Origin of the sequence: Streptoverticillium olivoreticuli subsp. olivoreticuli, assembly GCF_003391135.1 — a bacterium.
Lineage (GTDB): Bacteria > Actinomycetota > Actinomycetes > Streptomycetales > Streptomycetaceae > Streptomyces > Streptomyces blastmyceticus.
The window spans coordinates 7,519,027-7,542,656 of the sequence record NZ_CP031455.1 but is presented as its reverse complement, the minus strand read 5'-3'; the positions used below and the strand labels follow the sequence as shown (position 1 = coordinate 7,542,656).

The window sequence follows — 23,630 nt, the reverse complement described above, 5'->3', positions numbered from 1 at the left end:
GTTCGCTGGTGCATGGCCCCGGCGAATGGGTGTGCCCTGTCCACATGCGGCCAACCGGAGAGAGTCGGCGCCGCCGTGCTCCGGGAAGCCTGTGCAGAGGAGTTGTTGACGCGTGTCCGCACAGCACCACTCCGCCCCGCTCCGGCCCACCGCCGGTGCTCCGCGTTCCGTATCCCCCACCGACCCCGCCACCCCACCCGACGGGGACGTCCTCCCCGCGACGCTTCCGGAGGCGTTCGCCCGGCAGGCGGCGCTCACCCCCGACGCGACAGCACTCGTGAGCGGCGCCGCGGGGGCGGGAACCGCCGAGATCTCCCTGACCTACCGGGAGCTCGACGCACGCGCGGACCGGCTGGCCCGGCGGCTGACGGCGGCGGGCGTGGAGCCGGGCGGCACCGTGGCGGTGCTGATGGACCGTTCGGCCGAGCTCGTCATATCCCTGCTCGCGGTCGTCAAGTCCGGTGGCGCCTACGTCCCGTTGGACCCGCGGCAGCCCGTCTCCCGGCTGCGGTGGATCCTGGAGCAGACCGGCGCGGAGCTCGTCCTGACGGCCGATGGTTCCCCGGACGCACAGCTCCCGGCGGGGCGCGAGGTGCTGGCCGTGTCCATGGCCGACGCGGACGGCACGGACGAAGGGGCGCCGGCCACCCGCGTACACCCTTGCGAACCACGCCAGTTGGCGTATGTGATGTTCACCTCCGGCTCGACCGGCACGCCCAAGGGCGTCGCGGTGACCCATGAGAACGTGGTCGGCCTCGCCCGCGACCAGGCGTGGCGCGGCGGCGCCCACGGCCGGGTGCTGCTGCACTCGCCGCACGCGTTCGACGCCTCGACGTACGAGCTGTGGGTGCCGCTGCTGTGCGGGGGGACGGTGGTGGTCGCGCCGCCCGGGGACCTGGACGCGCGGGGCGTCGCCGCCGCCGTCACGGACGCGGGGATCACCGGGCTGTGGGTGACCGCGGGCCTGTTCTCGGTGCTGGCCGAGGAGGCGCCGCGGTGCTTCCTCGGGGTGCGGGAGGTGTGGACGGGCGGGGACGCGGTCTCCCCGGCGGCCGTCCGGCGGGTGCTGCGGGCGTGCCCGGAGACCGCGGTCGTCAACGGCTACGGGCCGACCGAGACGACCACGTTCGCCACCTGTCACCGAGTGGCCGACCCCGGCGTCCTGGGCACGGTCGTGCCCATCGGCGCGGCGATGGCCGGGATGCGCGCGGAGGTGCTCGGCCCACGGCTGGCGCCGGTGCCGCCCGGGGAGGTCGGCGAGCTCTATCTCGGCGGCTCGGGGCTGGCGCGCGGCTACTGGAACCGCCCGGCGCTCACCGCCGAGCGCTTCGTCGCCGACCCGCTGGGCGAGCCCGGTGCCCGGCTGTTCCGCACCGGTGACCTGGTGCGGCGCGGCCCGGACGGGCTCCTGGAGTTCGTCGGCCGCAGCGACGACCAGGTGAAGATCCGCGGCTTCCGGGTCGAGCCGGGCGAGGTCGAGGCCGTACTCGCCGGGCACCCCGGGGTCGCCCAGGCGGCCGTGGCGGTCCGGGAGGACAGGCCGGGCCACAAGCGGCTCGTCGGCTATGTCGTACCGGCGGAGGAGAGCGCCGCCGAGGCGCCCGCGGACGGCACGGACCGGGTCGGGGAGTGGCAGGAGATCTACGACTCGCTGTACAGCGACGTGGCGCGGGCGCGCTTCGGCGAGGACTTCTCCGGCTGGAACAGCAGCTACGACGGCGGGCCGATCCCGGCGGCGCAGATGCGGGAGTGGCGCGACGCCACCGTGGCCCGGATCCGTGAGCTCCGGCCGCGCCGGGTGCTGGAGATCGGCGTCGGCACCGGGCTGCTGATGTCCCGGCTGGCCCCGCACTGCGACGCCTATTGGGGAACGGACCTCTCCGGCCGGGTCATCGAGGCGCTGCGCCACCTGGTGCGGCAGGACCCCGGGCTGGCGGACCGGGTCGAGCTGCGGGCCGGTGCCGCCGACGACACGGCGGAGCTGCCCACCGGCTTCTTCGACACCGTCGTCGTCAACTCCGTGACGCAGTACTTCCCCGACGCCCACTACCTCGCGGACGTCCTGGCCAAGGCCGTGGGGCTGCTCGCCCCCGGCGGGTCGGTGTTCATCGGCGACGTCCGCAATCTGCGGCTGCTGCGCTGCTTCCACACCGATGTCCGGCTCCGGCAGGACGGGTTGCCGGCGGACCCCGCCGCCGTCCGGGCGGCCGTCGAGCACGGCATGGTGCGGGAGAAGGAGCTGCTGGTCGACCCGGCGTTCTTCGCCGAGCTGGCGGCCGGCCTGCCGGGCGCGGTCGGCAGCGAGGTGCGGGTCAAGCGCGGGCGGTCCGTCAACGAGCTGACGCGCTACCGCTACGACGCCGTGCTGCGCAAGCTGTCCCCCGGCGAGCAGGCGTCTGTGCCCGTACGGGAGTTGTCGTGGGGGCGGGAGGTCCGCTCGCCCGACGGCCTGGCCGCGCTGCTGCGCGCGGAGCCGCCGGCGGGCGACGTACGGCTGACGGGGGTGCCCGACAGCAGGCTCGCGCCGGTGGCCGAGGCTCTGCGGGAGCTGGACGGGGGTACGGGCCGGGTCCGTACCCTGAGCGCTCGCGACGACGCCGGCACCGACGCGCTGGAGCGCCTCCATGAGCTGGCGGACGGGCTGGGCCTGCGCGCCTCGGCCACCTGGTCGGCCGCCGACGACGGCACGCTGGACGTATTCCTGACGCTGCGTCAGCCCGGTTCGGCGGTCGGCGGTCCGGCGCCGGGGGTGCCGCTCACCTCGCTGGTCAACGCCCCGGCGGCCGCGCGGGACACCGGCGCGCTGGTGTCCTCGGTCCGGGCGTTCCTGCGCGAGCGGTTGCCCGAGTACCTGGTGCCCACCGCGACGGTGGTGCTGGACAGCCTGCCGCTGACCGCGAACGGCAAGGTCGACCGGCGCCGCCTGCCGGAGCCCGGCACCGGATCCGCCGAGGGCGGCCGGGCGCCGCGCAATCCGCTCGAAGAGCTGCTGTGCGGGCTGTTCGCCGACATCCTGGGGGTGTCCGGGGTCACCGTCGACGACAGCTTCTTCACGCTGGGCGGGCACTCGCTGTCGGCAACCCGGCTCAGCGCCCGGCTGCGGTCCGTCCTGGGCCTGGAGCTGCCGGTGCGCGCCGTCTTCGAGACGCCGACCGTCGCCGGTCTCGCCGAGGCGGTGCGCGAGGCGTCGGCCGGGGACCGGCCGCCGCTGGTGCCCGCGGAGCGGCCCGAGGAGGTGCCGCTGTCGTTCGCCCAGCGGCGGCTGTGGTTCCTCGACCACCTCCAGGGGCCGGGCGCCGCGTACAACGTCCCGCTCGTGCTCGACCTGGACGGCGAGCTGGACCGCGCGGCCCTCGAAGCGGCACTGGGCGATGTGCTGGCCCGGCACGAGAGTCTGCGGACGGTCTTCCCGGAGACGGCCGGGGTACCCAGGCAGCTGGTCCTGGACGGTGCCGCCGTCCGGCCGCGCCTGGAGGTGAGCGCGGTCGCGCCGGAGGAGCTGGACGCGGCGGTGGCCGCCGCGGTCCGCCGGCCCTTCGACCTCGCGGCCGAGATACCGGTCCGGGCGCGGCTGTTCACCGCGGGCCCCGGCCGGCACGTCCTGGCACTGGCCGTCCACCACATCGCGTGCGACGGCTGGTCGCTGGCACCGCTGTGGCGCGACCTCGCCACCGCCTACGCCGCCCGCCGCGACGGCGCCGCGCCCGACGTCGCGCCATTGCCGGTGCAGTACGCCGACTACGCGCTGTGGCAGCACCGGATGCTGGGCGACGAGGCCGACCCGGCCAGCCTGGCGTCCCGTCAGATCGCCTATTGGACCGAGGCGTTGTCCGGGCTGCCCGAGTGCGCCGAGCTTCCCGTGGACCGGCCCCGGCCGCAGGTGGCCTCGCACCGCGGCGACACCCTGCACTTCACGGTCGACGCCGATCTGCACCGGCGGATCACGGAGCTGGCCGGGCGGTGCGGGGCCAGCCCGTTCATGGTCGTGCACGCCGCGCTGGTGACGCTGCTGACGAAGCTGGGCGCGGGCCCGGACATCGCGGTCGGCACCCCGGTCGCGGGCCGCACCGACCACGCGCTGGACGGCCTGGTCGGGTTCTTCGTCAACACGCTGGTGCTGCGCACGGACGCCTCAGGCAACCCCGCGTTCCGCGACCTGCTGGCCCGGGTCCGGGAGACCGACCTGGCCGCGTACGCCCATCAGGACGTGCCCTTCGAGCGGCTGGTCGACGCCCTCGCCCCGGCGCGCGGGCTCGCCCACCACCCGCTGTTCCAGGTGCTGCTGGCGCTGCAGAACGCCCCGCAGGGCGAGGCGGAGCTGCCGGGTCTGACCGTCGCGGAGCGGGCGGTGAACACCGGGGCGTGCCGGTTCGACCTGTCGCTGAGCCTGCGGGAGCGGCACGGCGCGGACCAGCGGCCGCAGGGCATGGACGGGGTCGCGGAGTACAGCACCGACCTGTTCGACCGGTCCACCGTCGAGCGCCTCGTCCGCCGATTCCTGCGGCTGCTCGACGCGGTCACCGCCGACCCCGGCCGCCGGCTCGGCTCGCTGGAGGTGCTGCTCCCCGACGAGCGGGAGCGGCTGCTGGCACGGAGCGGCGACGACACCCCCGGCACTGACCCCGGCCACCTGCCGCAGCTGTTCGAGGCGCAGGTGAAGCGGACGCCGGACGCGACCGCACTGATCCACGACGACGGCGCCGGGCCCGTACGGACTCTGACGTTCCGTGAGCTGAACGCGCGGGCGAACCAGCTGGCCCGGTATCTGATCGGCTGCGGTGCCGGGCCGGAGCGGTTCGTGGCGATCGCCCTGCCGCGCGACGCCGACTCGGTCGTCGCGACGCTCGCGGTGCTGAAAGCGGGAGCCGCCTATCTGCCGCTGGACGCGGGCTACCCGGCGACCCGCCTCGCCTACATGGCCGAGGACGCCCGGCCCGCGATCCTGCTCACCGACTCCCGCACCTGTCCGCCGCTGCCGGACGGCACGGGGACGCGCACGGTCGTGCTGGACCGGGACGAGACCCGGCGGGCCGTGGCCCTGTGCTGGGAGACGGACGTCGCCGACGGCGAGCGGCTCGCGCCGCTGAGCTGCGGGGCGCCCGCCTATGTCATCTACACCTCCGGGTCCACCGGCCGGCCCAAGGGCGTCGTCGTCACCCACGCGGGGGTCTCCGGCGTGGTCGAGGCGCAGGTGCGGCGGTTCGGGGTGACGGCGTCGAGCCGGATCCTGCAGTTCGCCTCGCACAGCTTCGACGGCGCGGTGTGGGAGCTGTGCGGCGGGCTGCTGACCGGGGCCACGCTGGTGATGGCGCCCGCGGAGCTGACCGCGCCCGGCCCTGAGCTGGCCGCGCTGGTCGAGCGGCACCGGGTCACGCACGCGACGCTGCCCCCGGCCGCGCTGTCGGTGATGGAGCCGGGCGAACTGCCGTCGCTGCGCTGGCTGATCACCTCGGGCGAGGCGCCGTCGGCGGAGACGGTGCGCCGCTGGTCGGCGGGGCGCAGGTTCCTCAACGGCTACGGCCCGACCGAGACGACGGTGTGCGCGACGCTCAGCGCCCCGCTGTCCGGCGACGGGACGCCCCCGATCGGCCGGCCCACCGTGGGGGCCCGCGCCTATGTCCTGGACCGTGACCTGTGTCTGGTGCCGCCGGGGGTGCCCGGGGAGCTCCATGTGTCGGGCGCCGGGCTGGCCCGCGGCTATCTGCACCGGGCGGGGCTGACGGCGGAGCGGTTCGTGGCCGACCCGTTCGGGGCGCCGGGCGGCCGGATGTACAGGACCGGCGACACGGTCCGCTGGAACGCCGACGGCGAGCTGGAGTTCATCGGCCGCACCGACGGGCAGATCAAGATCCGCGGCTTCCGGATCGAGCCCGGCGAGGTCGAGGCGGTGCTGGGCGGCCACCCGGGCGTGGCCCAGGCGGTCGTCGTCCCCCGCAAGGACGCCCGCGGCGGTACGTACCTGGCGGCGTACGCGGTGCCCGCCGGTGACGCGCCGGGCCTGGACGGGGCCGGGCTGCGCGACCGGCTGGCCGGTCTGCTGCCCGGCTATATGGTGCCGTCCGCGGTCGTGGTCCTGGACTCGCTGCCGGTGACGGCCACGGGCAAGGTGGACCGGTCGGCGCTCCCCGAGCCCGACTTCGGGGCGCTGTCCACGGGCCGCGAGCCCCGCAACCCGCGCGAGCGGATCCTGTGCGAGCTGTTCGCCGAGGTGCTGGGCGTGCCCCGGGTGACCATCGACGACGGCTTCTTCGACCTGGGCGGGCACTCCCTGCTGGTGACCCGGGTGATCAGCGGGCTGCGCCGCCGCCTCGGCGTGGAGCTGCCCGTGCGCACCCTCTTCGAGCGGCAGTCGGTGGCCGCGCTGCTGGAGGCCGTCGACGGCCCGGCCGCGCCCGGCGGGACGTACGCGCCGGCGCGGGCCGACCTCGCCGCGGAGGCCGTGCTGGACCCGGCGATCACCGTGGGCCGGGCGGCGGACGGCACCCGGGCGGAGGGGCGGGAGACCATCCTGCTGACCGGTGCGACCGGCTTCCTCGGGGCGTTCCTGCTGCGCGAGCTCCTCGACCGCACGAGCGCCGACATCCACTGCCTGGTGCGCGCCGACGACGCCGCGCAGGCGGACCGCCGGATCCGGCGGAACATGGCGGAGTACGGGCTGTGGAACGAGTTCTCCCGCAGCCGGATCGTGGCCGTCCCCGGCGACCTGGAGAAGCCGCTGCTCGGACTCTCCCCCGAGCGCTTCGACGCCCTCGCGGCCCGGCTCGACGCGGTCTACCACAACGGCGCGCGGGTCAGCGCCGTCGACCCGTACGACCGGCTGCGGGCGGCGAACGTCGCGGGCACCCGGGAAGTGCTGCGGCTGGCGGCCGGGTTCGCGACGCCGGTGCACCACATCTCCACGGCCGCCGTGTCGGTGGGGACCGACGAGCACCCCGGTCCGGTGCCCGAGTCGCACCGGGTGCGGCCGGAGGCGGTCCTGCCGGGCGGCTACACCGAGACCAAGTGGGTGGCCGAGCAGCTCGTCTGGGAAGCGGCCGCGCGCGGGCTGCCGGTGACCGTCCACCGGTGCGGGCGCATCAGCGGACACACCGTCAGCGGCGCGGGGTCGAGCCGGGACGTGTTCTGGCAGCTCGTCCGCGCCATGCTCGTCCTCGGCGCGGCGCCCCGCCCGGCGGACGACGGCACGGCTCCGGTCGTCGACCTGATCCCCGCCGACTGGGCCGCGGCCGCCATCGTCCACCTCTCCCGCACCCCGGGCACCGAGGGCCTCGCACATCACCTCACCTGCCCGTCCCCCGTCCCGTTCGAGACCGTCCTCGGCCATCTGCGGGCGTACGGCTACCGGCTGGACACCCTGGACCTCGACGACTGGACGGCCACCCTGCGGCAGCGGGCCGACGCGGCGGCGGACGGCGGGCCGGGGGCGGGCGAGGGGCTGCTGGACGCGGCCGTGCTCCTCACCGACACCCTGCCCGCGCTCGCCCGCGTGGGCCGGATCCACCTCGACCGCGCCAACACCCTCGCGGGGCTCGCCGGTTCGGGTCCGGCGTTCCCGCCGCTGGACGGCGAGCTGATCCGCAACTACGCCGACTTCTTCGTCTCGTCGGGCTTCTTCCCGCCGCCCGCCGCGCACTGAGCGGCGGGCCGACCGTGCCGGAGCCCCGGCACGTCTTCGCACCCTTCACGGAAAGGTCGAGCATCGTGAACAACCCCTGGGACGACACCGAGGGCACCTTCCTCGTGCTGGTCAACGACGAGGGACAGCACTCCTTATGGCCGTCCTTCACCACCGTCCCCGCCGGGTGGGCGGCCGTCCGCGGCCCCGCCACCCGGCAGGAGTGCCTCGCCTACGTCGAGGAGAACTGGACCGACATGCGGCCCAAGAGCCTCGTCGAGCACCAGTCGCGGCTCTCGGAGGTGCGGTCCGCATGAAGGACGAACGCGCCCCCTTGAGCTACCCGTTCAACGAAGCGGTCGCCCTGGACGTCGACCCGCTCTACGCGAAGCTGCGCGCCGAGGAACCCGTCGTACGGGTCAGCTGCCCTTTCGGCGAGGACGCCTGGCTGGTCACCTCGCACGCGGACATGAAGACGATCCTCGGGGACCCCCGGTTCAGCCGGGCGCTGGCCGCCGAGCACGACGAGTCCCGCCTGACCCCGCTGCCCATCCACACCAGCATCCTGGGCATGGACTCCCCCGACCACACCCGGCTGCGCCGGCTCCTGGCCAAGGTCTTCACCATGCGCCGGGTCGAGCTGCTGCGCCCGCGCATCGAGCAGGAGGCCGACCGGCTGATCGACGCGCTGATCGCCGAGGGCCCACCGGGCGACCTCATGGAGGGCTTCGCTGTGCCCTTCGCGGGCACCGTCGTCTGCGACCTTCTCGGCGTGCCCTTCGAGGACCGGGAGCAGTTCCGCGGCTGGCTGGACGCCTTCTCCGCCACGACGGTGATGACGGAGGAGGAGATCGAGGCGGACACCGAGCGGCTGCACGGCTATATCGCGCGGCTGATGGTGCGCAGGCGCGCGGAGCCGCAGGACGACCTCATCAGCGCCATGGTCAAGGCCAGCGACGAGGAGGAGAAGCTCTCCGAGAAGGAGCTCGTGGAGCTGGCGAGCGTGCTGCTGATCGCCGGGCACGAGACGGTCTCCTCCCAGCTGATCGACTCCCTGCACGTGCTGTTCACCCACCCCGAACAGCTTCGGCAGCTCAAAGACAGGCCCGAGCTGATGCCCGGGACGGTCGAGGAGCTGATGCGCTTCGTACCGCTCATTTCCCATGTGACCTTCGCGCGCTATGCCACGGAGGACGTCGAACTGAGCGGGACGCTGGTGCGCGCGGGCGAATCCGTACTGCCCGCGATTCCGTCGGCGAACCGCGATGAATCGGTCTTCGAGAATGCCGACCGGTTCGACCTCACGCGGGAGCACAATCCGCATCTGGGATTCGGTTACGGAATCCACCGCTGCCTGGGTGCGCCGCTCGCCCGGCTGGAATTGCGGGTGGCGCTGGATTCGCTGCTGCGGCGGCTTCCCGGACTGCGGTGCGCGGTTCCGCCGGAATCGCTGGAATGGAAGGACGGCATGCAGGTGCGGAGCCTGCTGGAGCTGCCGGTCGTCTGGTGACGCCAGGGTAGGAGCAGGAGAAGTAAGGGGGCCTCCTCGCCGGCGCGAGGAGGCCCCCTTCGTTCATGTGCCTCAGGCGAGGCGCCAGTCGGGGGCCGTGGGGCTGCTGTCCCGGGTGGCGCCCGGGTCGCGGCTGACCACCGGGGCGAGGGCCGCGTCGATCGCGGCCAGGACGTCGGCCTCCAGGCGGACCCCGGCCGCCTTGGCGTTGTCGGCGATCTGCTCGGGGCGGGAGGCGCCGATCACCGCGGAGGCGACGTTCGGGTGCTGGAGCACCCAGGCGAGGGAGAGTTGAGCGATCGTCAGCCCTAGGCCGTCGGCGATGGGCCGCAACTGCTGGACGCGGGCGAGGACATCGTCCTTGAGCCAGGGCGCCAGCACCGGCGAGCCGTCGTTGGAGTCCCGGGCCCGGGACTCCTGCGGCCACTGCAGCCCCGGCAGGTACTTCCCGGTCAGGACGCCCTGGGCCAGCGGCGACCAGACGATCTGCCCGACGCCCAGCTCCTCGCAGACGGGCATCACCTCGCCTTCGGGCACCCGCCACAGCGCGGAGTACTGCGGCTGGCTGGAGATCAGCGAGATCCGCAGCTCCCGGGCCAGGGCGTGCCCGCGCCTGAGCTGGTCGGCGGTCCACTCGGAGACCCCGATGTAGTGCGCCTTGCCCGCGTGGACCACGTCGGCGAACGCCTCCATGGTCTCCTCCAGCGGGGTGGAGGGGTCGAAGCGGTGGGCCTGATAGACGTCGACGTGGTCCGTGTCCAGCCGGCGCAGGGAGTTGTCGATGGACTCACGGATGTGTTTGCGGGAGAGGCCGAGGTCGTTGCGGCCCGGGCCGGTGGGCGCGAAGACCTTGGTGAGGATCTCCAGCCCTTCCCGGCGCTCGCCTTTCAGCGCCCTGCCCAGGGATTCCTCGGCGAGGCCGTCCGCATAGACGTCCGCGGTGTCGAAGGTGGTGATTCCGGCGTCGAGCGCGGCCCGCACACAGGCGAGTTCCGTCTCCTCACTTCTCGAAGAACTCCGGGTCAGCCAGTTGCCGTAGGCGACCCGGCTGACTATCAGTCCGCTGCGTCCCAGGTGACGGAAATCCATGAACCCACATTAGCAACGGAGTTGGGCCCGTCCGGCGGGAACGGGAATTCACGGATGGTGCGCTCCGGCACCCGGCAGCAGCGTGCCCGGCTCGGCGTCGGCGACCTCGACGGCCTCGGTCTTGGGGCTGCGGCGCTGCCGCCTGGCGGCCCAGTGGGCGAGCCAGGAGAGGATCATGCACATCCCGATGTAGATCGGCGAGATGATCATGACGACCGGGATGAACGGGAGCCCGTAGTCGAGATTGCTGGCGATCAGCTTGCCCGCGTGCAGGAACTCCTCGTAGGTGATGAGGAAGCCCAGCGAGGTGTCCTTCAGGGCCACGACCAGCTGGCTGATGATCGTCGGCAGCATCGCCCGGAGGGCCTGCGGGACCAGCACGAAGGTCATCACCTGGGTCTTGTGCATGCCCAGGGAGTACGCCGCCTCCCGCTGGCCGCGCTCGACGGAGTTGACGCCCGTACGGAAGACCTCCGCGAGCACCGAGCCGTTGTAGAGCGTCAGTCCGGTGACGAGGGCGGGCAGGGGCTGCACCTTGAGGGCGACGAAGACGAAGAAGATCATGACCAGCACCGGCATCGCGCGGAAGAACTCCACGAGCAGGGTGGCGAGCCAGCGCACCGGCCGGTGCTCGGAGAGCCGGGCCGTGGCGAGCACCCCGCCGAGGGCCAGGGAGAGCACGGCGGCGTAGGCGAAGGCCTTCAGAGTGTTGCCGAGGCCGCGCAGCAGCAGTTCCTGGATGCCCTTGTAGGTGAAGGGATCCCACTTCTGCGCCGTGAACTGGTGGGTGTCGAAGAGGAGATACACGAACCAGGCGAAGAGGCCGAGGATCACGGCGGTCGCCGCGACGCCGTAGATCAGGTGCCGCCGCAGGGCCTGCGGCCCGGGGACGTCGTAGAGCGCGGTCGTGGTCATCGGGCGACTCCCCAGCGCTTCTCCAGCACGTTGAAGACCGCGCTGATGGTCAGGGTCACGATCAGATAGCCGACGGCGATCCAGACGAAGGACCAGATGATGCTGTAGCCCAGCTCGTTGAGGGTCTTGTAGGCGCCGAGCAGCTCGGTGACGCTGAACGACCCGGCGATCGCGGAGTTCTTGGCGAGCGCGATGAGCGTCGAGCCGACCGGCGGGATGACGGAGCGGAACGCCTGCGGGAGCACGATGGCGCCGAGCGTCTGGGTGAAGGTCATCCCGAGGCTGCGGGCGGCCTCGCCCTGGCCGGTCGGCACGGTGTTGATGCCGGAGCGCACGGCCTCGCAGATGAAGGCCGAGGTGTAGCAGCCGAGGGCGAGGACCGCGAAGAGCTGGAAGGGCAGGACGACGCCGAACCGCGGCAGGCCGAGCAGCACCGCGAAGAACAGCAGGGTGAGCGGGGTGTTGCGCAGCACCGCCACCCACACCGTGCCGAGTACGCGCAGCGAGCCCACGGGGGCGACGCGGAAGGAGGCCATCACGAAGCCGAGGACGAGCGCGAGCAGGGAGGCGTAGACGGTGAGTTCGACGGTGCCGAGCAGCCCCTTGCCGTAGAGGGACCAGTTGTCGGTCAGGACGTTCATGACGTGCTCCCGTAGCGGTCGACGGCCGGGGGCTTCGGGGCCGGCACCCCGGACAGGCCGAGGGTCGCGTCGTAGGCCTTCTTCCAGTCGCCGTTCTTCTCGTGCGCCTCGATGGCGTCGTCGAGGGCGAAGCGCAGGGCGTTGTCCCCGCGGGGCACGCCGATGCCGTAGGGCTCCTTGGAGAACGGCTTCCCGGCGATCCTCAGCTCGTCGGGCGCCTTGGCGGCGAAGCCCATGAGGATGGTGTCGTCGGTGGTGACGGCGTCCACCTGGAGGCTGAGGAGGTTGTCCACACAGATCGAGTAGGTGTCGTAGGCGACGGCGATGGCCTTGGGGTAGTCGCGCTCGATGCGCTGGAGCGGTGTGGAACCGGCCGCGGAGCAGACCTTCTTGCCCGCCAGGTCCTGCGGCCCCTCGATGCCCTTCTCGTCCTTGCGCACCAGCAGCGACTGCCCGGCGATGTAATAGGGCCCGGCGAAGCCGACCTGTCGTTTGCGCAGGTCGTTGATGGTGTAGGTGCCGACGTAGTAGTCGATCTGACCGTTCTGGAGGGCGGTTTCGCGGTTGGCGGAGGCGATGGTGCGGAAGCGAAGGGTCTTGGGGTCGAAGCCCAGGGAGGCGGACATCATCCTGGCGATCTCGATGTCGTAGCCGGAGTAGACACCGGTCGCGGGGTCCTTCTCGCCGAGGTAGGGCTGGTCCTCCTTGGCGCCGACGACGAGGTGGCCGCGGCTCTTCGCGGCCCGCCAGGTGGCGGAGTCGGGCAGCTGGAAGCCGGTGTCCACGTGGTAGACGGGCAGCTGGTCGGGCTTGGGCCCCTTGACAGGCGGGCTGCCCTCCTTGCCGCAGGCGGCGGCGAGCAGGGCGAGGGAGGCGAGGGCCAGGGCCGCGGTCGTGCGGCGCGTACGGCTCGGCATCGGCGCGTTCACCAGCCCTCTCAGTGCTTGAGGATCTTGGAGAGGAAGTCCTTGGCCCGGTCGCTCTCGGGGGCGGTGAAGAACTCCTCCGGGGTGCGGTCCTCGACGATGCGGCCGTCCGCCATGAAGACGACGCGGTTGGCGGCCGAGCGGGCGAAGCCCATCTCGTGGGTGACGACGACCATCGTCATGCCGTCCCGGGCGAGCTGCTGCATGACCTCCAGCACCTCATTGATCATCTCCGGGTCGAGCGCCGACGTCGGCTCGTCGAAGAGGAGGGCCTTGGGGTCCATCGCGAGGGCGCGGGCGATGGCCACGCGCTGCTGCTGGCCGCCGGAGAGCTGGGCGGGGTACTTGTCGGCGTGGGCGAGCAGGCCGACGCGCTCCAGCAGTTCACGCGAGCGCTTGTCCGCCTCCTCCTTGCCGCGCTTGCGGACCTTGATCTGGGCCAGGGAGACATTGGCGAGCACGGTCTTGTGGGCGAAGAGGTTGAAGGACTGGAAGACCATGCCGACCTCGGCGCGCAGCCGGGCCAGCTCCCGGCCCTCGTCGGGCAGCGGGTGGCCGTCGAGGGTGATGGTGCCGGACTCCACGGGTTCGAGGCGGTTGATGGTCCGGCAGAGGGTGGACTTCCCGGAGCCGGAGGGGCCGATGACCACGACCACCTCGCCCCGGCCGACGGTCAGGTCGATGTCCTTGAGGACGTGCAGCTTCCCGTAGTGCTTGTTGACGTTCCGCAGTTCGATCAGAGGATCGACGGCCATACCCAGCCCTCTCGCTGTCCCGCGGTGGACACACGCTGTCGGCGCACGTTACCGCCCTCGCGGGCGGTTTGCCGGAATAGCACCCGCATGTGGGTGTTTCACCCGGGACCGCACCCCGGACCTCGCCGGGTCGCCCACCGCCGTGGCCTAGGTACGCAGACCGGCCTGGGTACCTAGCCTGTACAGCGTCGGAGGGCACCAGGGGGAAGGAGCCGAACGGTGGGCGACAGCAGGCCCGTCTACCAGCGCATCGCGGACGATCTGCGCCGCCGCATCGACGAGGGCGGGCTCGCCGTGGGGGACCGCATCCCCTCGCGGTCCGAGCTCAAGCGCGCGTACGCGGCCAGCGACCAGACCGTGGACCGCGCGGTGCGCGTCCTGAAGGCCGCGGGGTATGCGGAGGGCCAGTTCGGGCGGGGGGTCTTCGTCACCGACCGGGTGCCGCTGGGCAGCCTGCTGCGCTCGACCGGCGCGGTCGACTCCCCGTTCGCCGCCCGGATGACGGCCCGGGACACGGCCCTGACCTGGGAGGCGTCGTCCAGCGAGGCGGCCGCCTCGGACCGGGTCGCCGAGCGGCTGCGGATCGGGCCCGGCGAGCGGGTGCTGTGCACGCAGTACGAGTACCTCGCCAACCGCCACCCCGTGCAGCTCGCCACCAGCTGGGAGCCGCTCGCCATCACCGAGGGCACCGACGTGGTGCTGCCCGAGCGCGGGCCCTACGCCCGGCGCGGCGTGCGCGGCAGGCTGGCGGCCATCGGCATCCGGGTCGTGCGCGCGCAGGAGCTGGTCGGCTCGCGCCCGGCGACGACGCCGGAGGCGGAGGCGCTCGGCTGCTCGGCCGGACAGTGCGTCACCGTCATCGAGCGCACCCACTTCGACGGCGACGGCCGGGCGGTGGAGACCTCCGACATCGTCGTCCGCGCCGACCGCTGGCGGCTGGAGTACGACATCCCCTTCGTCAACTGAAAGCCCGTGGCGGGGCCGTCAGTTCTCCGCGAGCTCCCCGTAGAGCTGGGACAGTTCGGGCGCGCCGTCGGCCGCCCAGCCCTGGCCCGCCTCGACCACGTCGATCTCCCGCCCGTTGGCGAGCCGGACGACCGGCTGGCCGTCGGAGCGGATCCACCAGCCCGCCCCCTCGACCGTGCGCACGACGACCGTGCCCAGATACAGCCCCGCGTCGTTGCCCAGCCACGGCAGCAGCTCGGGGTCCTCGCGCCAGCGCGGCTGGAGCTGGTCCAGCGCCTCCAGGGACGTCGGCGAGTCGTCGAGGGCGACCCCCGCCGACTGCGCGTGCGCGCGCAGCAGTTCGCATTCCGACAGCAGCTCGGCCAGGCCCTCCGGGTCCCTGTCGACCGCGTCCGCCAGCGCCACCCCGTGCGCCGGGGCGTGCCGCTTGCGCCAACTGTCCAAGAAGGGAATGTTCATACCGGCAAGGATCGCACTCGCGCGGATGGCCTCACCACAGGCGCGCGGCGCCCGACGTGGCCGGTTGGCCTCCTTGACGTTCCCCAGGTGTCTCCTTAGCTTCATCCCGCCACATTCAGAGCGGGGAACGCTGGGAGGCATGACTCACATGCTCCGGACATCGAGGCTCGGCGGGGTACGGCACAGACGGTGGACGGCGGCCGGGGTCGTCGCGGCGGGCGCCGTCTGCGCCATTGCCGCAGCGAACACCCCGGCGCTCGCCGACACCGCGCAACGCGGGCAGGAGCCGCTCCCCCTGGAGCGGCTCTTCGACAACACGGCGGTCGGCGGGAACACCCGGCCGGGCGACGCCGACTTCGACGGCGCGGGCAACGCCCTGTCGGCCCAGGACCTTTCCGCCGCCGGCTGGAGTCCGGGCCGCACCCTCACCATCGACCGCTCCGTGCTCCGCTGGCCGCGCTCCGTCGCAGGTCAGCCGGACAACGTGCGGGCCGCGGGCCAGAGCGTGCGGCTGCGCGGCAGCGGGGAGGCGCTCTCCTTCCTCGTCGCGGGCACCGCCAAGGGCGCACCGGGCGGGGACGTCACCGGCACGGGGACCGTCCGCTACCGCGACGGCTCCCGCGGCACCTACCGGCTGACCGCGCCCGACTGGCGGCGCGGTCCCCTGACGACGAAGGCCGTCGGACTCCCCCACCTGAACACCCCCACGGGCCAACGGGCGGAGACCGCGCGGCTGTACGCGGTGACGGTGCCGGTCGCGCGCGGCCGCGAGGTCGAGTCGGTCGTGCTGCCGGAGGAGGCGGGGCGGGACTCCGCCCTGCATGTGTTCTCGATGGCGTTGCGGGGTCCCACGAACGGGTGGACCGGCAGTTGGGCGGCTTCACCTTCGGGTTACGCCGCGGTGGGGCCGTGGACCGACCGGACGCTGCGGCTGGTCGTGCACGGCAGCGCGGGCGGGCCGCGGACCAGGATCCGGCTGGAGAACACCTTCGCGCCGCGCCCGGTCCGCATCGGACACGCCACCGTGGCCCTCCAGGGGCGCGGCGCGGCGACGGCCGGCCCGCCCCGGGCGCTGACCTTCGACGGGCGGCCCGGGGCGGAACTGCCCGCGGGCGCCCAGCAGTTCAGCGACCCGCTGGGGTTCAGGGTGCCCGAGGGCGCCGACCTGCTGGTGAGCATCCACCTGCCGGGCACGGTCCGGGCGCTGCCCGTGCACAGCTACACCAACTCGATGTCCTATCTGACGGCCGACGGCGCCGGTGACCGCACGGGCGAGCGCGGCGCGGGCGCGTACTCCGCGAAGCTCGACTCCTGGCCGCTGCTGACGGGCGTGGACGTCGGTGACGGGGCGGGGTCCGTGGTGGCGCTCGGGGACTCGATCACCGACGGCGAGCGGTCGACGCCGGGTGCCAACGGGCGCTGGCCGGACCTGCTGGGGCGGCGGCTGCGCGGTCAGCACTCGGTGCCGAAGTTCGGGGTGCTGAACGAGGGCATCTCCGGCAACCGCGTGGTGACCGACCGCTATCCGGGCGACAACACGAGCACGATCCTGAGCGGGGTCAGCGCCGACCACCGGCTGGAGCGCGACGTCCTGGCACAGACCTCGGCCCGTACCGTCGTCGTCTTCGAGGGGGTCAACGACATCCGGGCGGGCACCACGGCCGCGCAGGTGATCCCGGCGCTGCGGGCGATGGCGGCGCGGGCGCACGAGCGCGGCATGCGGTTCGTCGCCGCGACCATCGCGCCCTGCGGCGGCTTCTACGACTGCACCGCGGACGCGGAGGCGCAGCGCACCGCCATCAACCGGCACATCCGGGCGAACGGCGGGGCGTACGACGCGGTGCTCGACTTCGACGCCGCCATCCGCGACCCCCGGCAGCCCGACCGGATGCGGCCGGCCTTCGACGGCGGGGACCACCTGCACCCCAACGACGCCGGGATGCGGGCCTTCGCCGACTCGATCGACCTGCGCAAGCTGATCTGACGCGCGGGGCGGGGCGCCCGGACCTCAGATCTCCAGGTCGACGACGACCGGGGCGTGGTCCGAGGCGCCCTTGCCCTTGCGCTCCTCACGGTCGACATAGGCGTCCTTGAACGCCTCGCCGAAGGGGGCGTTGCCGTAGACGAGGTCGATGCGCATGCCCTTGTTCTTGGGGAAGGAGAGCTGGCGGTAGTCCCAGTACGTGTACGGGCGGTCGTACTTCAGGGGGCGGGGCACGACGTCGGACAGGCCGAGGTCGCGCAGGGCGGCGAGGGCGGCGCGCTCGGCGGGGGTGACGTGCGTGGCCCCCTCGAAGACCGCGGGGTCGAAGACGTCCTCGTCGGTCGGCGCGATGTTGAAGTCGCCGAGCACCGCGAACGGCCGCTCGGCCCCGGCGTCCGCGGCGACGGCGTCGCGCAGCGCCTCCAGCCAGCGCAGCTTGTAGGCGTAGTGGTCGTGACCCACCTCGCGGCCGTTGGGCACATAGACCGACCAGAGGCGGGCGCCCCCGCAGGTCGCGGAGATCGCCCGGGGCTCCTGCGCCCCGTCGTAGTCGGGGCCGCCCGGCAGGCCGCTGACCACGTCCTCCAGGCCGACGCGGGAGAGCAGGGCCACGCCGTTCCACCGGCCGGTGGCGTTGACCGCGGCCTCATAGCCGAGCTCGCGGAGCTCGTCGAAGGGGAAGGCGTCCTGCGCGCACTTCGTCTCCTGTATGCACAGCACGTCCGTGCCGCTGCTCTCCAGCCAGGCCAGCAGCCGCGGGAGACGGGCGGTGATCGAGTTCACGTTCCAGGTGGCGATGCGCATGGGCCAACCCTAACGGCCGGGTACGACAGTGTCAGAGCGCGACGGTCTCGCCGGGTGCCAGCCGGGTGTGGTCCGTGCCCACGCCGGGCCCGTCGGGGCCGAGCATCCGGTCGTAGACCGGCCGGGCCAGGTCGGTGAGCAGCGCGTCGTGGATGTCGATGGCGCGCCGCGGGCCGACCTCGCGCAGGTAGTCGATGACTTCGGAGACCTTGTTCCACGGGGCCATGACCGGGACCATCAGGGTGTCCACGGGCCGGCCGGGCACGGTCAGCGCGTCCCCGGGGTGGAAGACCGAACCGTCCACGAGGTAGCCCACGTTGGTGATGCGCGCGATGTCCGGGTGGATCACGGCGTGCAGCTGCCCGTGCACCTCCACCTCGAATCCGGCCGCGGTGAAGGTGTCCCCCTCGCCGACGGTGTGCACCCGGCCGGGGAAGGCCGCCGAGACCTGCTCGGCGACGCTGCGCAGCGTCCACAGCTCGGCGGCCGGGTTGACGTCCAGGGCGGCCCGCAGCCGGTCCTCGTGGAAGTGGTCGGGGTGCTCGTGGGTGATGAGGATCGCGTCCGCGCCGACGGCCGCGTCCTCCTCGCTGAAGGCGCCGGGATCGATGACGAGCGTGCGGCCGTCCTTCTCCAGACGGACGCACGCGTGGCTCTTCTTGGTCAGCTTCATGATCCCCATACTGCTACGCCGCGCTACGCGGGAGGAGCCGATTCCTCCGCGATGACGCGTCGCGCGACCTGGAAGGCGGCGCCCGCAGCGGGGACACCGCAGTAGACAGCGGTGTGCAGAAGCGCTTCCTTGATGTCGTCCGGGGTGAGGCCGCAGCGCAGCGCGGCGCGCGTGTGCAGGGCGAGGTCGTCGAGGTGGCCGCCCGCGGTGAGGGCGGTCAGGGTGATCAGGGCGCGGGTCCGGCGGTCGAGCCCGGGGCGGTCCCAGGCCCCGCCCCAGGCGTAGCGGGTGACGAAGTCCTCGTAGTCGCCGGTGAGGTCGTCCTTGGCCGCTTCCGCGGCATCCACATGGGCGTCGCCCAGGACCTCGCGCCGGATCCGCATGCCGCGCCCGTACGGGTCCGGGTCCGGGGCGGTCGCAGCGGCGGCTTCCGGCTCCAGGGTGGGCGGCGGCCCGAAACCGCCGGTCATGGGCGGTACGGGGGCGCCGCCGCCGGGCGCGGGGGTGGGCTGCTGGGCGGGCGGGAACCCGTACCCCGAGGCGGGGCCCGGCAGGTGGCCGGGTGCCGCGCCCGCGACGTGCCCCGGGCCCGGGGCGCGGCCCACGGCATGATCGGCCGTCGCACCCGGCATCTGCCCGGCGGTCCGCCCCTCTGCCCGCCCGGGCACCGCGAAGCCCGGGGCCTGACCGGACCCCGGGGCCTGGCCCGGCGCCACGCCCGGGTCGTTTGCGGGAAAGCCCGGCGCGCGACCGGCCGGCTGTCCCGGCTGCGGGGCCGGGGCGGGACCCGGCGGCAGGCCCCCGGGGCCGGTGGTCCGGCCCGGCATGTGGCCGAAGGCCTCGCTCGCGACGCCCGCGTCCGGGCCGTGCCCCGGGAAGCCGGGCGCGTGACCGGTCGGCTGTCCCGTCTCCGAGCCCGGCGCGGGGCCGAACGCCTGCCCCGGCGTGGGGCCCTGCGCGGGCGTTGCGGTCCGGCTCGGCGGCGTCGGTGAGGTGACCGGGGTCAGGCCCTGCTGCGTGGACAGCTGCCAGGCCGTCGTGAAGTGGCGGACCAGCAGGTCCGTGACGGCCGCGGGTGCCTCGACCGGTGCGAGGTGGGACGCGCCGGGGACGACCGCGAGCCGCGCGTCGTGGATGCCCGCGACCAGGACCCGGGCGTCGGCGGGCGGCGTCACCTGGTCCTCCGCGCCGACGAGCACCAGCGCGGGCACGCCGATCCGGCCCAGCTCGGCACGTACGTCGAAGGCGGCCAGCGCGTCGCAGGCGGCGACGTAGCAGCCGGGGTCGGTGGTGCTGACCATCTGCACGGCCCAGTCCACGATGGCGGGCTGGGCGCCCGCGAAGTTCGGGGTGAACCAGCTCTCCGGCGCCGACCGGGCGATGGGGTCCATGCCGCTCGTACGGACAGTGTTGCCGCGCTGATGCCAGGAGTCGGCCGTGCCGGAGCGGGCGGAGGCGGCGATCAGGGCGAGCGCGACGAGCCGGTGCGGGTGGCGCAGGGCGAGGTCGGCGCCCATCGCGCCGCCGATGGAGCAGCCCGCGTACCCGAAGCGGTCGACACCGAGGCCGTCGAGCGTGGCGAGAAGCCGGTCGGTGAGCTCCCCGACGGCCGGAGCGGGCTCGGCGGGCGCGCCGCCGTGACCAGGCAGATCGAAGCGGAGGACGCGCCAGTGGCGGGTCAGCTCAGGTATCTGCCGGTCCCACATATGCCATGTGGTACCCAGCGCGGGCCCCAGGACCAGGACCGGAGCGTCTTCTGGCCCGTCAGAGCGGTATTGCAGGGTGTTCGCCGGTGTCTCACTCACCCGCCAGACCCTCTCACGTATCACGGCTGCCCCTGTAGCGGGGGCTGTGAGGATGTGGGCTGGACCAGGTGAAAGACCTCTCGGGCAACGTAGCGTTTGAGGCACAGGACAACTTCGTTGCGGGTCTTCCCCTCCTTGATACGGCGTTCGTAGTAGTCCTGAGTACGCGGATCGAAGCGCAGTCGGGTCTGCACGATCCGGTACAGGGCGGCGTTCGCCTGCCGGTCCCCACCGCGTGCCGACTCCCCGGAGGAGCGCTCGACAGGGTTGGCTCCGCACAGCGCGGCCGGCGGCCTCGTGGGTGCGGACGGAGCGGACGCCTTTCAGGTGATCGATTGCCTGGTGCCAGGGCGCGCGGATGCTCGATGCGGACGCGCTTCACGGCGACGATGGTCGCGCCGGCGCATTCGTCTGATTCATTTCGCCGATCATCTGCCACAGCCGCAGCGCCCGGCTTCGGTGTTGGCGCGCCATGTGGTGGAGGCCGGCGGCGGCGTCCAGGTCGCCGATCAGTTGCCAGCATGTGGCCTCGTCCTGGCGGTCGCCGTGCCGGTGGAACAGGCCCGCCGCGCGCTCCAACGCCGGGCTCGCCCGGTCCCGGTCGTTTTGACCGGCGTGCACGCGGCCGACTTCCAGCAGCGTGTACGCGGCGCACCGCTCGTCAGCCAGTCTCTCGAAGGTGGCCAGCGCCTGCCCCAGGCAGCGCAGCGCCTCGTCCGGATCACCGCGCCGGTCGTGCAACCGGCTGAACCGCCGCAGCACGACGGCCACGCGGTGCTCGTCATCAAGCTCCCCGGCCAGGCGCAGGGCTCCGGTGAACCAGGACTCCGCCTCTTCGAGTTGACCCTGCATGAGTCGCATCACGGCCATGGAGCAGGACAGCTGCGCTTCGATGTGCCGGTCGCCTTCACCGACCGCGATGGCCAGCGCCTGCTCCACACGTTCGAGTGCTTCGTCGTCACGGCCCTGTACCCGGCTGACCGTGCTGAGCGTCGCCACCGACAACGCCTCGCCGAGCTTGTCCCCACCGTCCCGGCACAGCTCGATGGAGGACTCCAGGGCCCGGGTGGCCCGGTCGAATTCGTCCTGGTAGATGTGCAGCTGGCCAAGTCCGCGCAGCAGCACCGATGCCCCGCGCGCGTTGCCGGCGGCCTCGGCCGCGTCCAACGCGAGTCGGTGCCCGTGCTGCCAGTCCTGATACAGACACCGGTGGTCGTAGTAGGTCGCCGTGCCGGCCGCCAGCTCCCAGGCCGACTCGTCCAGGCCCCAGTCCACGGCCAGTTTCACGGCGCCGAGCAGGTTGTCGCGTTCCGCGTCGAACCAGCCGAACGGATCGGCCATGAGGCGGTCCACGACCGCGTCGGGCAGCGATCGGCGCGGTGCCGAACCGGGCGCAGCGGCCAGCAGCCCGCCCGGCAGCCGGTCGGTGCCGCGCCTGACCAGATCGAGCCAGACGGAGAGCACCCGGACGATCGCATCCCGCTTGTCCGCCGTCGGCAGCGGTGCGGCGATCTCCATGGCACAGGTCCTGATCAGGTCGTGCAGTCGGTAGCGCGGCTCGCCGAGGGCGTCGGTGGCGGTCAGCCGCACCAGGCTGGCGTCGACGAGGGTGTCCAGCACCTCTTCGCCGTCCGAGCGGTCCAGCAGCGGGCCGACCACCCAGCCGGGCAGGGTGTGGGCGCCGAGCAGACCCAGCAGACTCAGCGCGCGCACCGCGTCGGCCGGCAGCAGCCGCAGGCTCAGATCGACGCTGGCGCGCACGCTGAGATCCCCGATCCTCAGCTCGGCCAGCCGCCGGGACTCGTCCTCGATCCGTTCCCGCAGCACCCGCAGCGACCAGGCCGGGCGGCCGGTGAGCTTGGCGCTGGCGATCCGGATCGCCAGCGGCAGGTTGCCGCAGCATTCGAGGATCGCGTCGGCCTCCGCCGGTTCCCGCTCGACCCGCCGTCGCCCGATGATCCCCGTGAACAACGCCCGCGCCTCTGCCGGGCTCAGCACGTCCAGGTCGATGGGCCGGGCGCCGGGAAGTTGCGTCAGCAGAGTGCGGCTGGTGATCAACACGGCACAACCGTCGGCCCCGGGCAGCAACGGCAGCACTTGATCGGCACGACCGGCATCGTCCAGCACCACCAGCATCCGGCGGTCCGCCAGCAACGACCGATAGAGCGCGGCCCGTTCGGGCAGGCCGTTCGGAATCGCGCTGCCGGCGATCGACAGTGCGCGCAGCGCCTCGGCCAGCATCAGGGCCGGGTCCCGCGGCTCGTCCGACGTCCCGGCGAGGTCGAGGTAGAGCTGGCCGTCGGGGAAGAGTGTGCTCGCCAGCCGCGCGGCGTGCGTCACCAGACAGGACTTGCCGACGCCCGGACCGCCCACGATGACGGCCACCGGAGCCCGGTTCGACGCCGACACGTCGAGCGATCGGGCGACCTCGGCCAGCGCGTCGACTCGGCCCACGAAGTCGGGGACATCGAGGGGAAGTTGACGCACCGGCATCGCCATTGCCGGCCCGGGGGCCGCCGGGGCAGGGCTCTCCGGTGGCGTGGCCGAGGGGCCAGTTGCCGGGATCGTGGCCGCCAGGGCGGGATCCGCGGTCAGGATGCGCTGATGCAGCGCCTGCAGCGGCGGGGTGGGATCGACGCCGAGTTCGTCGGCCAGTGTCCGGCGCAGCCGCTCGTACACCTGCAGCGCCTCGCCTTGTCTTCGGCACCGGTAGAGGGCGACCATCAGGTGTTCGGCGACCTGCTCGTCGTAAGGGTGCTCATGGAGCAGAGCGGTCAGTTCATCGACGACCTCTCGATGACGCCCCAGGTCGAGTTCGATGGCCAGGCACTGTTTGCGCGTGGCCGCGCGTCTCTCGTTCAGCCGTGCCGCATCGATCTCCAGGGCTTGGCCGGGAATGTCGACCAGGGCGTTTCCGCGCCAGCAAGCGAGCGCCCGCCGCAGCGCGACCGCTGTCTCGAACGGGGTCGTGTGCTGTTCGGCGAGGTGTCGCTGGTGGTCGAACTCCAGCAGATCGAGCTGATCTTGAGCCAGGTGGATCTCGTAGCCGCCGCGCCGCGTGCTGATCAAGGAGCCGGGTGCTCCGCAGGCGACGAGGTTGCGGCGCAGCCCGGAGACGGCGTCCTGGACCTGGCGGACCGCGGTGGCGGGCGCGTTCGTGTCCCACATCACGGCCACGAGCCGGTCCATGGCGACGATGTTGTTGGCGTCGATCAGAAGTGCTGCCAGCATCTTGGCCTGCCGCGGCCCGTTCAACGGGACCGCGCGTCCGGCGATCTGGGCTTGCAACGGCCCCAGTAAGCCGAATCTCATGCTCCCCCTGGTACGTGACGATGAGCGCCGATCCCCCTGGCCTGCCTCGCGCTAGGACGAACCTAGGACGGCCGACGGATGGGTGTCCATAGCCTCTGCAGCACGGCTCACCGAAGACGAACTCCGCCCGCGGCCGCACACGCACCGCCGCACCACTGCCGATCGGCAGAACGACA

General features: G+C 73.0%; 14 protein-coding genes and 3 pseudogenes. 5 read left to right on the top strand and 12 right to left on the bottom strand.

What is annotated here, in order from left to right; genetic code table 11:
• Positions 1-112 precede the first annotated feature (112 nt).
• The 3 genes from DXZ73_RS39735 (at position 113) to DXZ73_RS32705 (ending at position 9,125) form a co-directional block, all read left to right on the top strand.
• Positions 113-7,636 carry a non-ribosomal peptide synthetase gene (locus tag DXZ73_RS39735; RefSeq protein ID WP_116214566.1) on the top strand — a complete coding sequence of 2,508 codons (7,524 nt, stop codon included), beginning with the start codon at positions 113-115 and terminating at the stop codon, positions 7,634-7,636.
• A 65-nt stretch (positions 7,637-7,701) separates the two neighbouring features.
• On the top strand, positions 7,702-7,932 hold the full coding sequence (locus DXZ73_RS32710) for an MbtH family protein (RefSeq protein WP_116216027.1): 231 nt from the start codon (positions 7,702-7,704) through the stop codon (positions 7,930-7,932).
• Complete coding sequence (locus DXZ73_RS32705) at positions 7,929-9,125, top strand: cytochrome P450 (RefSeq protein ID WP_116214565.1); 1,197 nt, start codon at positions 7,929-7,931, stop codon at positions 9,123-9,125. Before DXZ73_RS32710 ends, DXZ73_RS32705 begins: the two co-directional genes overlap by 4 nt.
• 72 nt (positions 9,126-9,197) lie before the next feature.
• On the opposite strand, the gene DXZ73_RS32700 is transcribed toward DXZ73_RS32705, so the two are convergent.
• From DXZ73_RS32700 to DXZ73_RS32680, 5 genes are read right to left on the bottom strand one after another with little or no spacing between them, the layout of a single operon-like run.
• Positions 9,198-10,214 (bottom strand): aldo/keto reductase family protein, encoded by a 1,017-nt coding sequence (locus tag DXZ73_RS32700; RefSeq protein ID WP_116214564.1) that lies wholly within the window; start codon positions 10,212-10,214, stop codon positions 9,198-9,200.
• Positions 10,215-10,262: 48 nt separating this feature from the next.
• Positions 10,263-11,129, bottom strand: coding sequence for an amino acid ABC transporter permease (locus DXZ73_RS32695; protein ID WP_116214563.1), 867 nt, complete (start codon positions 11,127-11,129; stop codon positions 10,263-10,265).
• Positions 11,126-11,770, bottom strand: a complete 645-nt coding sequence (locus tag DXZ73_RS32690; protein WP_116214562.1) for an amino acid ABC transporter permease — start codon at positions 11,768-11,770, stop codon at positions 11,126-11,128. Before DXZ73_RS32690 ends, DXZ73_RS32695 begins: the two co-directional genes overlap by 4 nt.
• Complete coding sequence (locus DXZ73_RS32685) at positions 11,767-12,687, bottom strand: glutamate ABC transporter substrate-binding protein (protein WP_116216026.1); 921 nt, start codon at positions 12,685-12,687, stop codon at positions 11,767-11,769. The genes DXZ73_RS32690 and DXZ73_RS32685 overlap by 4 nt, the downstream gene beginning before the upstream one ends.
• 20 nt (positions 12,688-12,707) lie before the next feature.
• Positions 12,708-13,451, bottom strand: a complete 744-nt coding sequence (locus DXZ73_RS32680) for an amino acid ABC transporter ATP-binding protein (protein WP_116214561.1) — start codon at positions 13,449-13,451, stop codon at positions 12,708-12,710.
• Positions 13,452-13,670: 219 nt separating this feature from the next.
• Here DXZ73_RS32680 and DXZ73_RS32675 point away from each other — a divergent pair, with 219 nt between their 5' ends.
• Positions 13,671-14,417: a GntR family transcriptional regulator gene (locus DXZ73_RS32675; RefSeq protein WP_116214560.1), complete on the top strand. Its 747-nt coding sequence runs from the start codon at positions 13,671-13,673 to the stop codon at positions 14,415-14,417.
• 18 nt (positions 14,418-14,435) lie between these two features.
• Here DXZ73_RS32675 and DXZ73_RS32670 read toward each other — a convergent pair whose 3' ends face one another.
• Positions 14,436-14,876: a DUF6278 family protein gene (locus DXZ73_RS32670; RefSeq protein WP_116214559.1), complete on the bottom strand. Its 441-nt coding sequence runs from the start codon at positions 14,874-14,876 to the stop codon at positions 14,436-14,438.
• A gap of 148 nt (positions 14,877-15,024) precedes the next feature.
• Here DXZ73_RS32670 and DXZ73_RS32665 point away from each other — a divergent pair, with 148 nt between their 5' ends.
• The gene (locus tag DXZ73_RS32665) at positions 15,025-16,860 is read left to right on the top strand and encodes an SGNH/GDSL hydrolase family protein (RefSeq protein WP_116216025.1); all 1,836 of its coding nucleotides are present in this window, start codon (positions 15,025-15,027) and stop codon (positions 16,858-16,860) included.
• 24 nt (positions 16,861-16,884) lie between these two features.
• Here the strand turns inward: DXZ73_RS32665 and DXZ73_RS32660 are convergent, their stop codons facing one another.
• The 6 genes and pseudogenes from DXZ73_RS32660 to DXZ73_RS32635 form a co-directional block, all read right to left on the bottom strand.
• On the bottom strand, positions 16,885-17,664 hold the full coding sequence (locus DXZ73_RS32660; RefSeq protein ID WP_116214558.1) for an exodeoxyribonuclease III: 780 nt from the start codon (positions 17,662-17,664) through the stop codon (positions 16,885-16,887).
• Positions 17,665-17,695: 31 nt separating this feature from the next.
• Positions 17,696-18,337, bottom strand: coding sequence for an MBL fold metallo-hydrolase (locus DXZ73_RS32655; protein ID WP_116216024.1), 642 nt, complete (start codon positions 18,335-18,337; stop codon positions 17,696-17,698).
• A 23-nt stretch (positions 18,338-18,360) separates the two neighbouring features.
• Positions 18,361-18,633, bottom strand: a pseudogene (locus tag DXZ73_RS40690) (carboxymuconolactone decarboxylase family protein); the annotation flags it as partial.
• Between the two features lie 582 nt (positions 18,634-19,215).
• Positions 19,216-20,142, bottom strand: a pseudogene (locus DXZ73_RS40685) (alpha/beta fold hydrolase); the annotation flags it as partial.
• Positions 20,143-20,162: 20 nt separating this feature from the next.
• Positions 20,163-20,429, bottom strand: a pseudogene (locus DXZ73_RS32640) (transposase); the annotation flags it as partial.
• 91 nt (positions 20,430-20,520) lie between these two features.
• Entirely contained in the window at positions 20,521-23,373 is a 2,853-nt protein-coding gene (locus tag DXZ73_RS32635) for an AfsR/SARP family transcriptional regulator (RefSeq protein WP_162890413.1), read from the bottom strand.
• Positions 23,374-23,630: the final 257 nt, after the last annotated feature.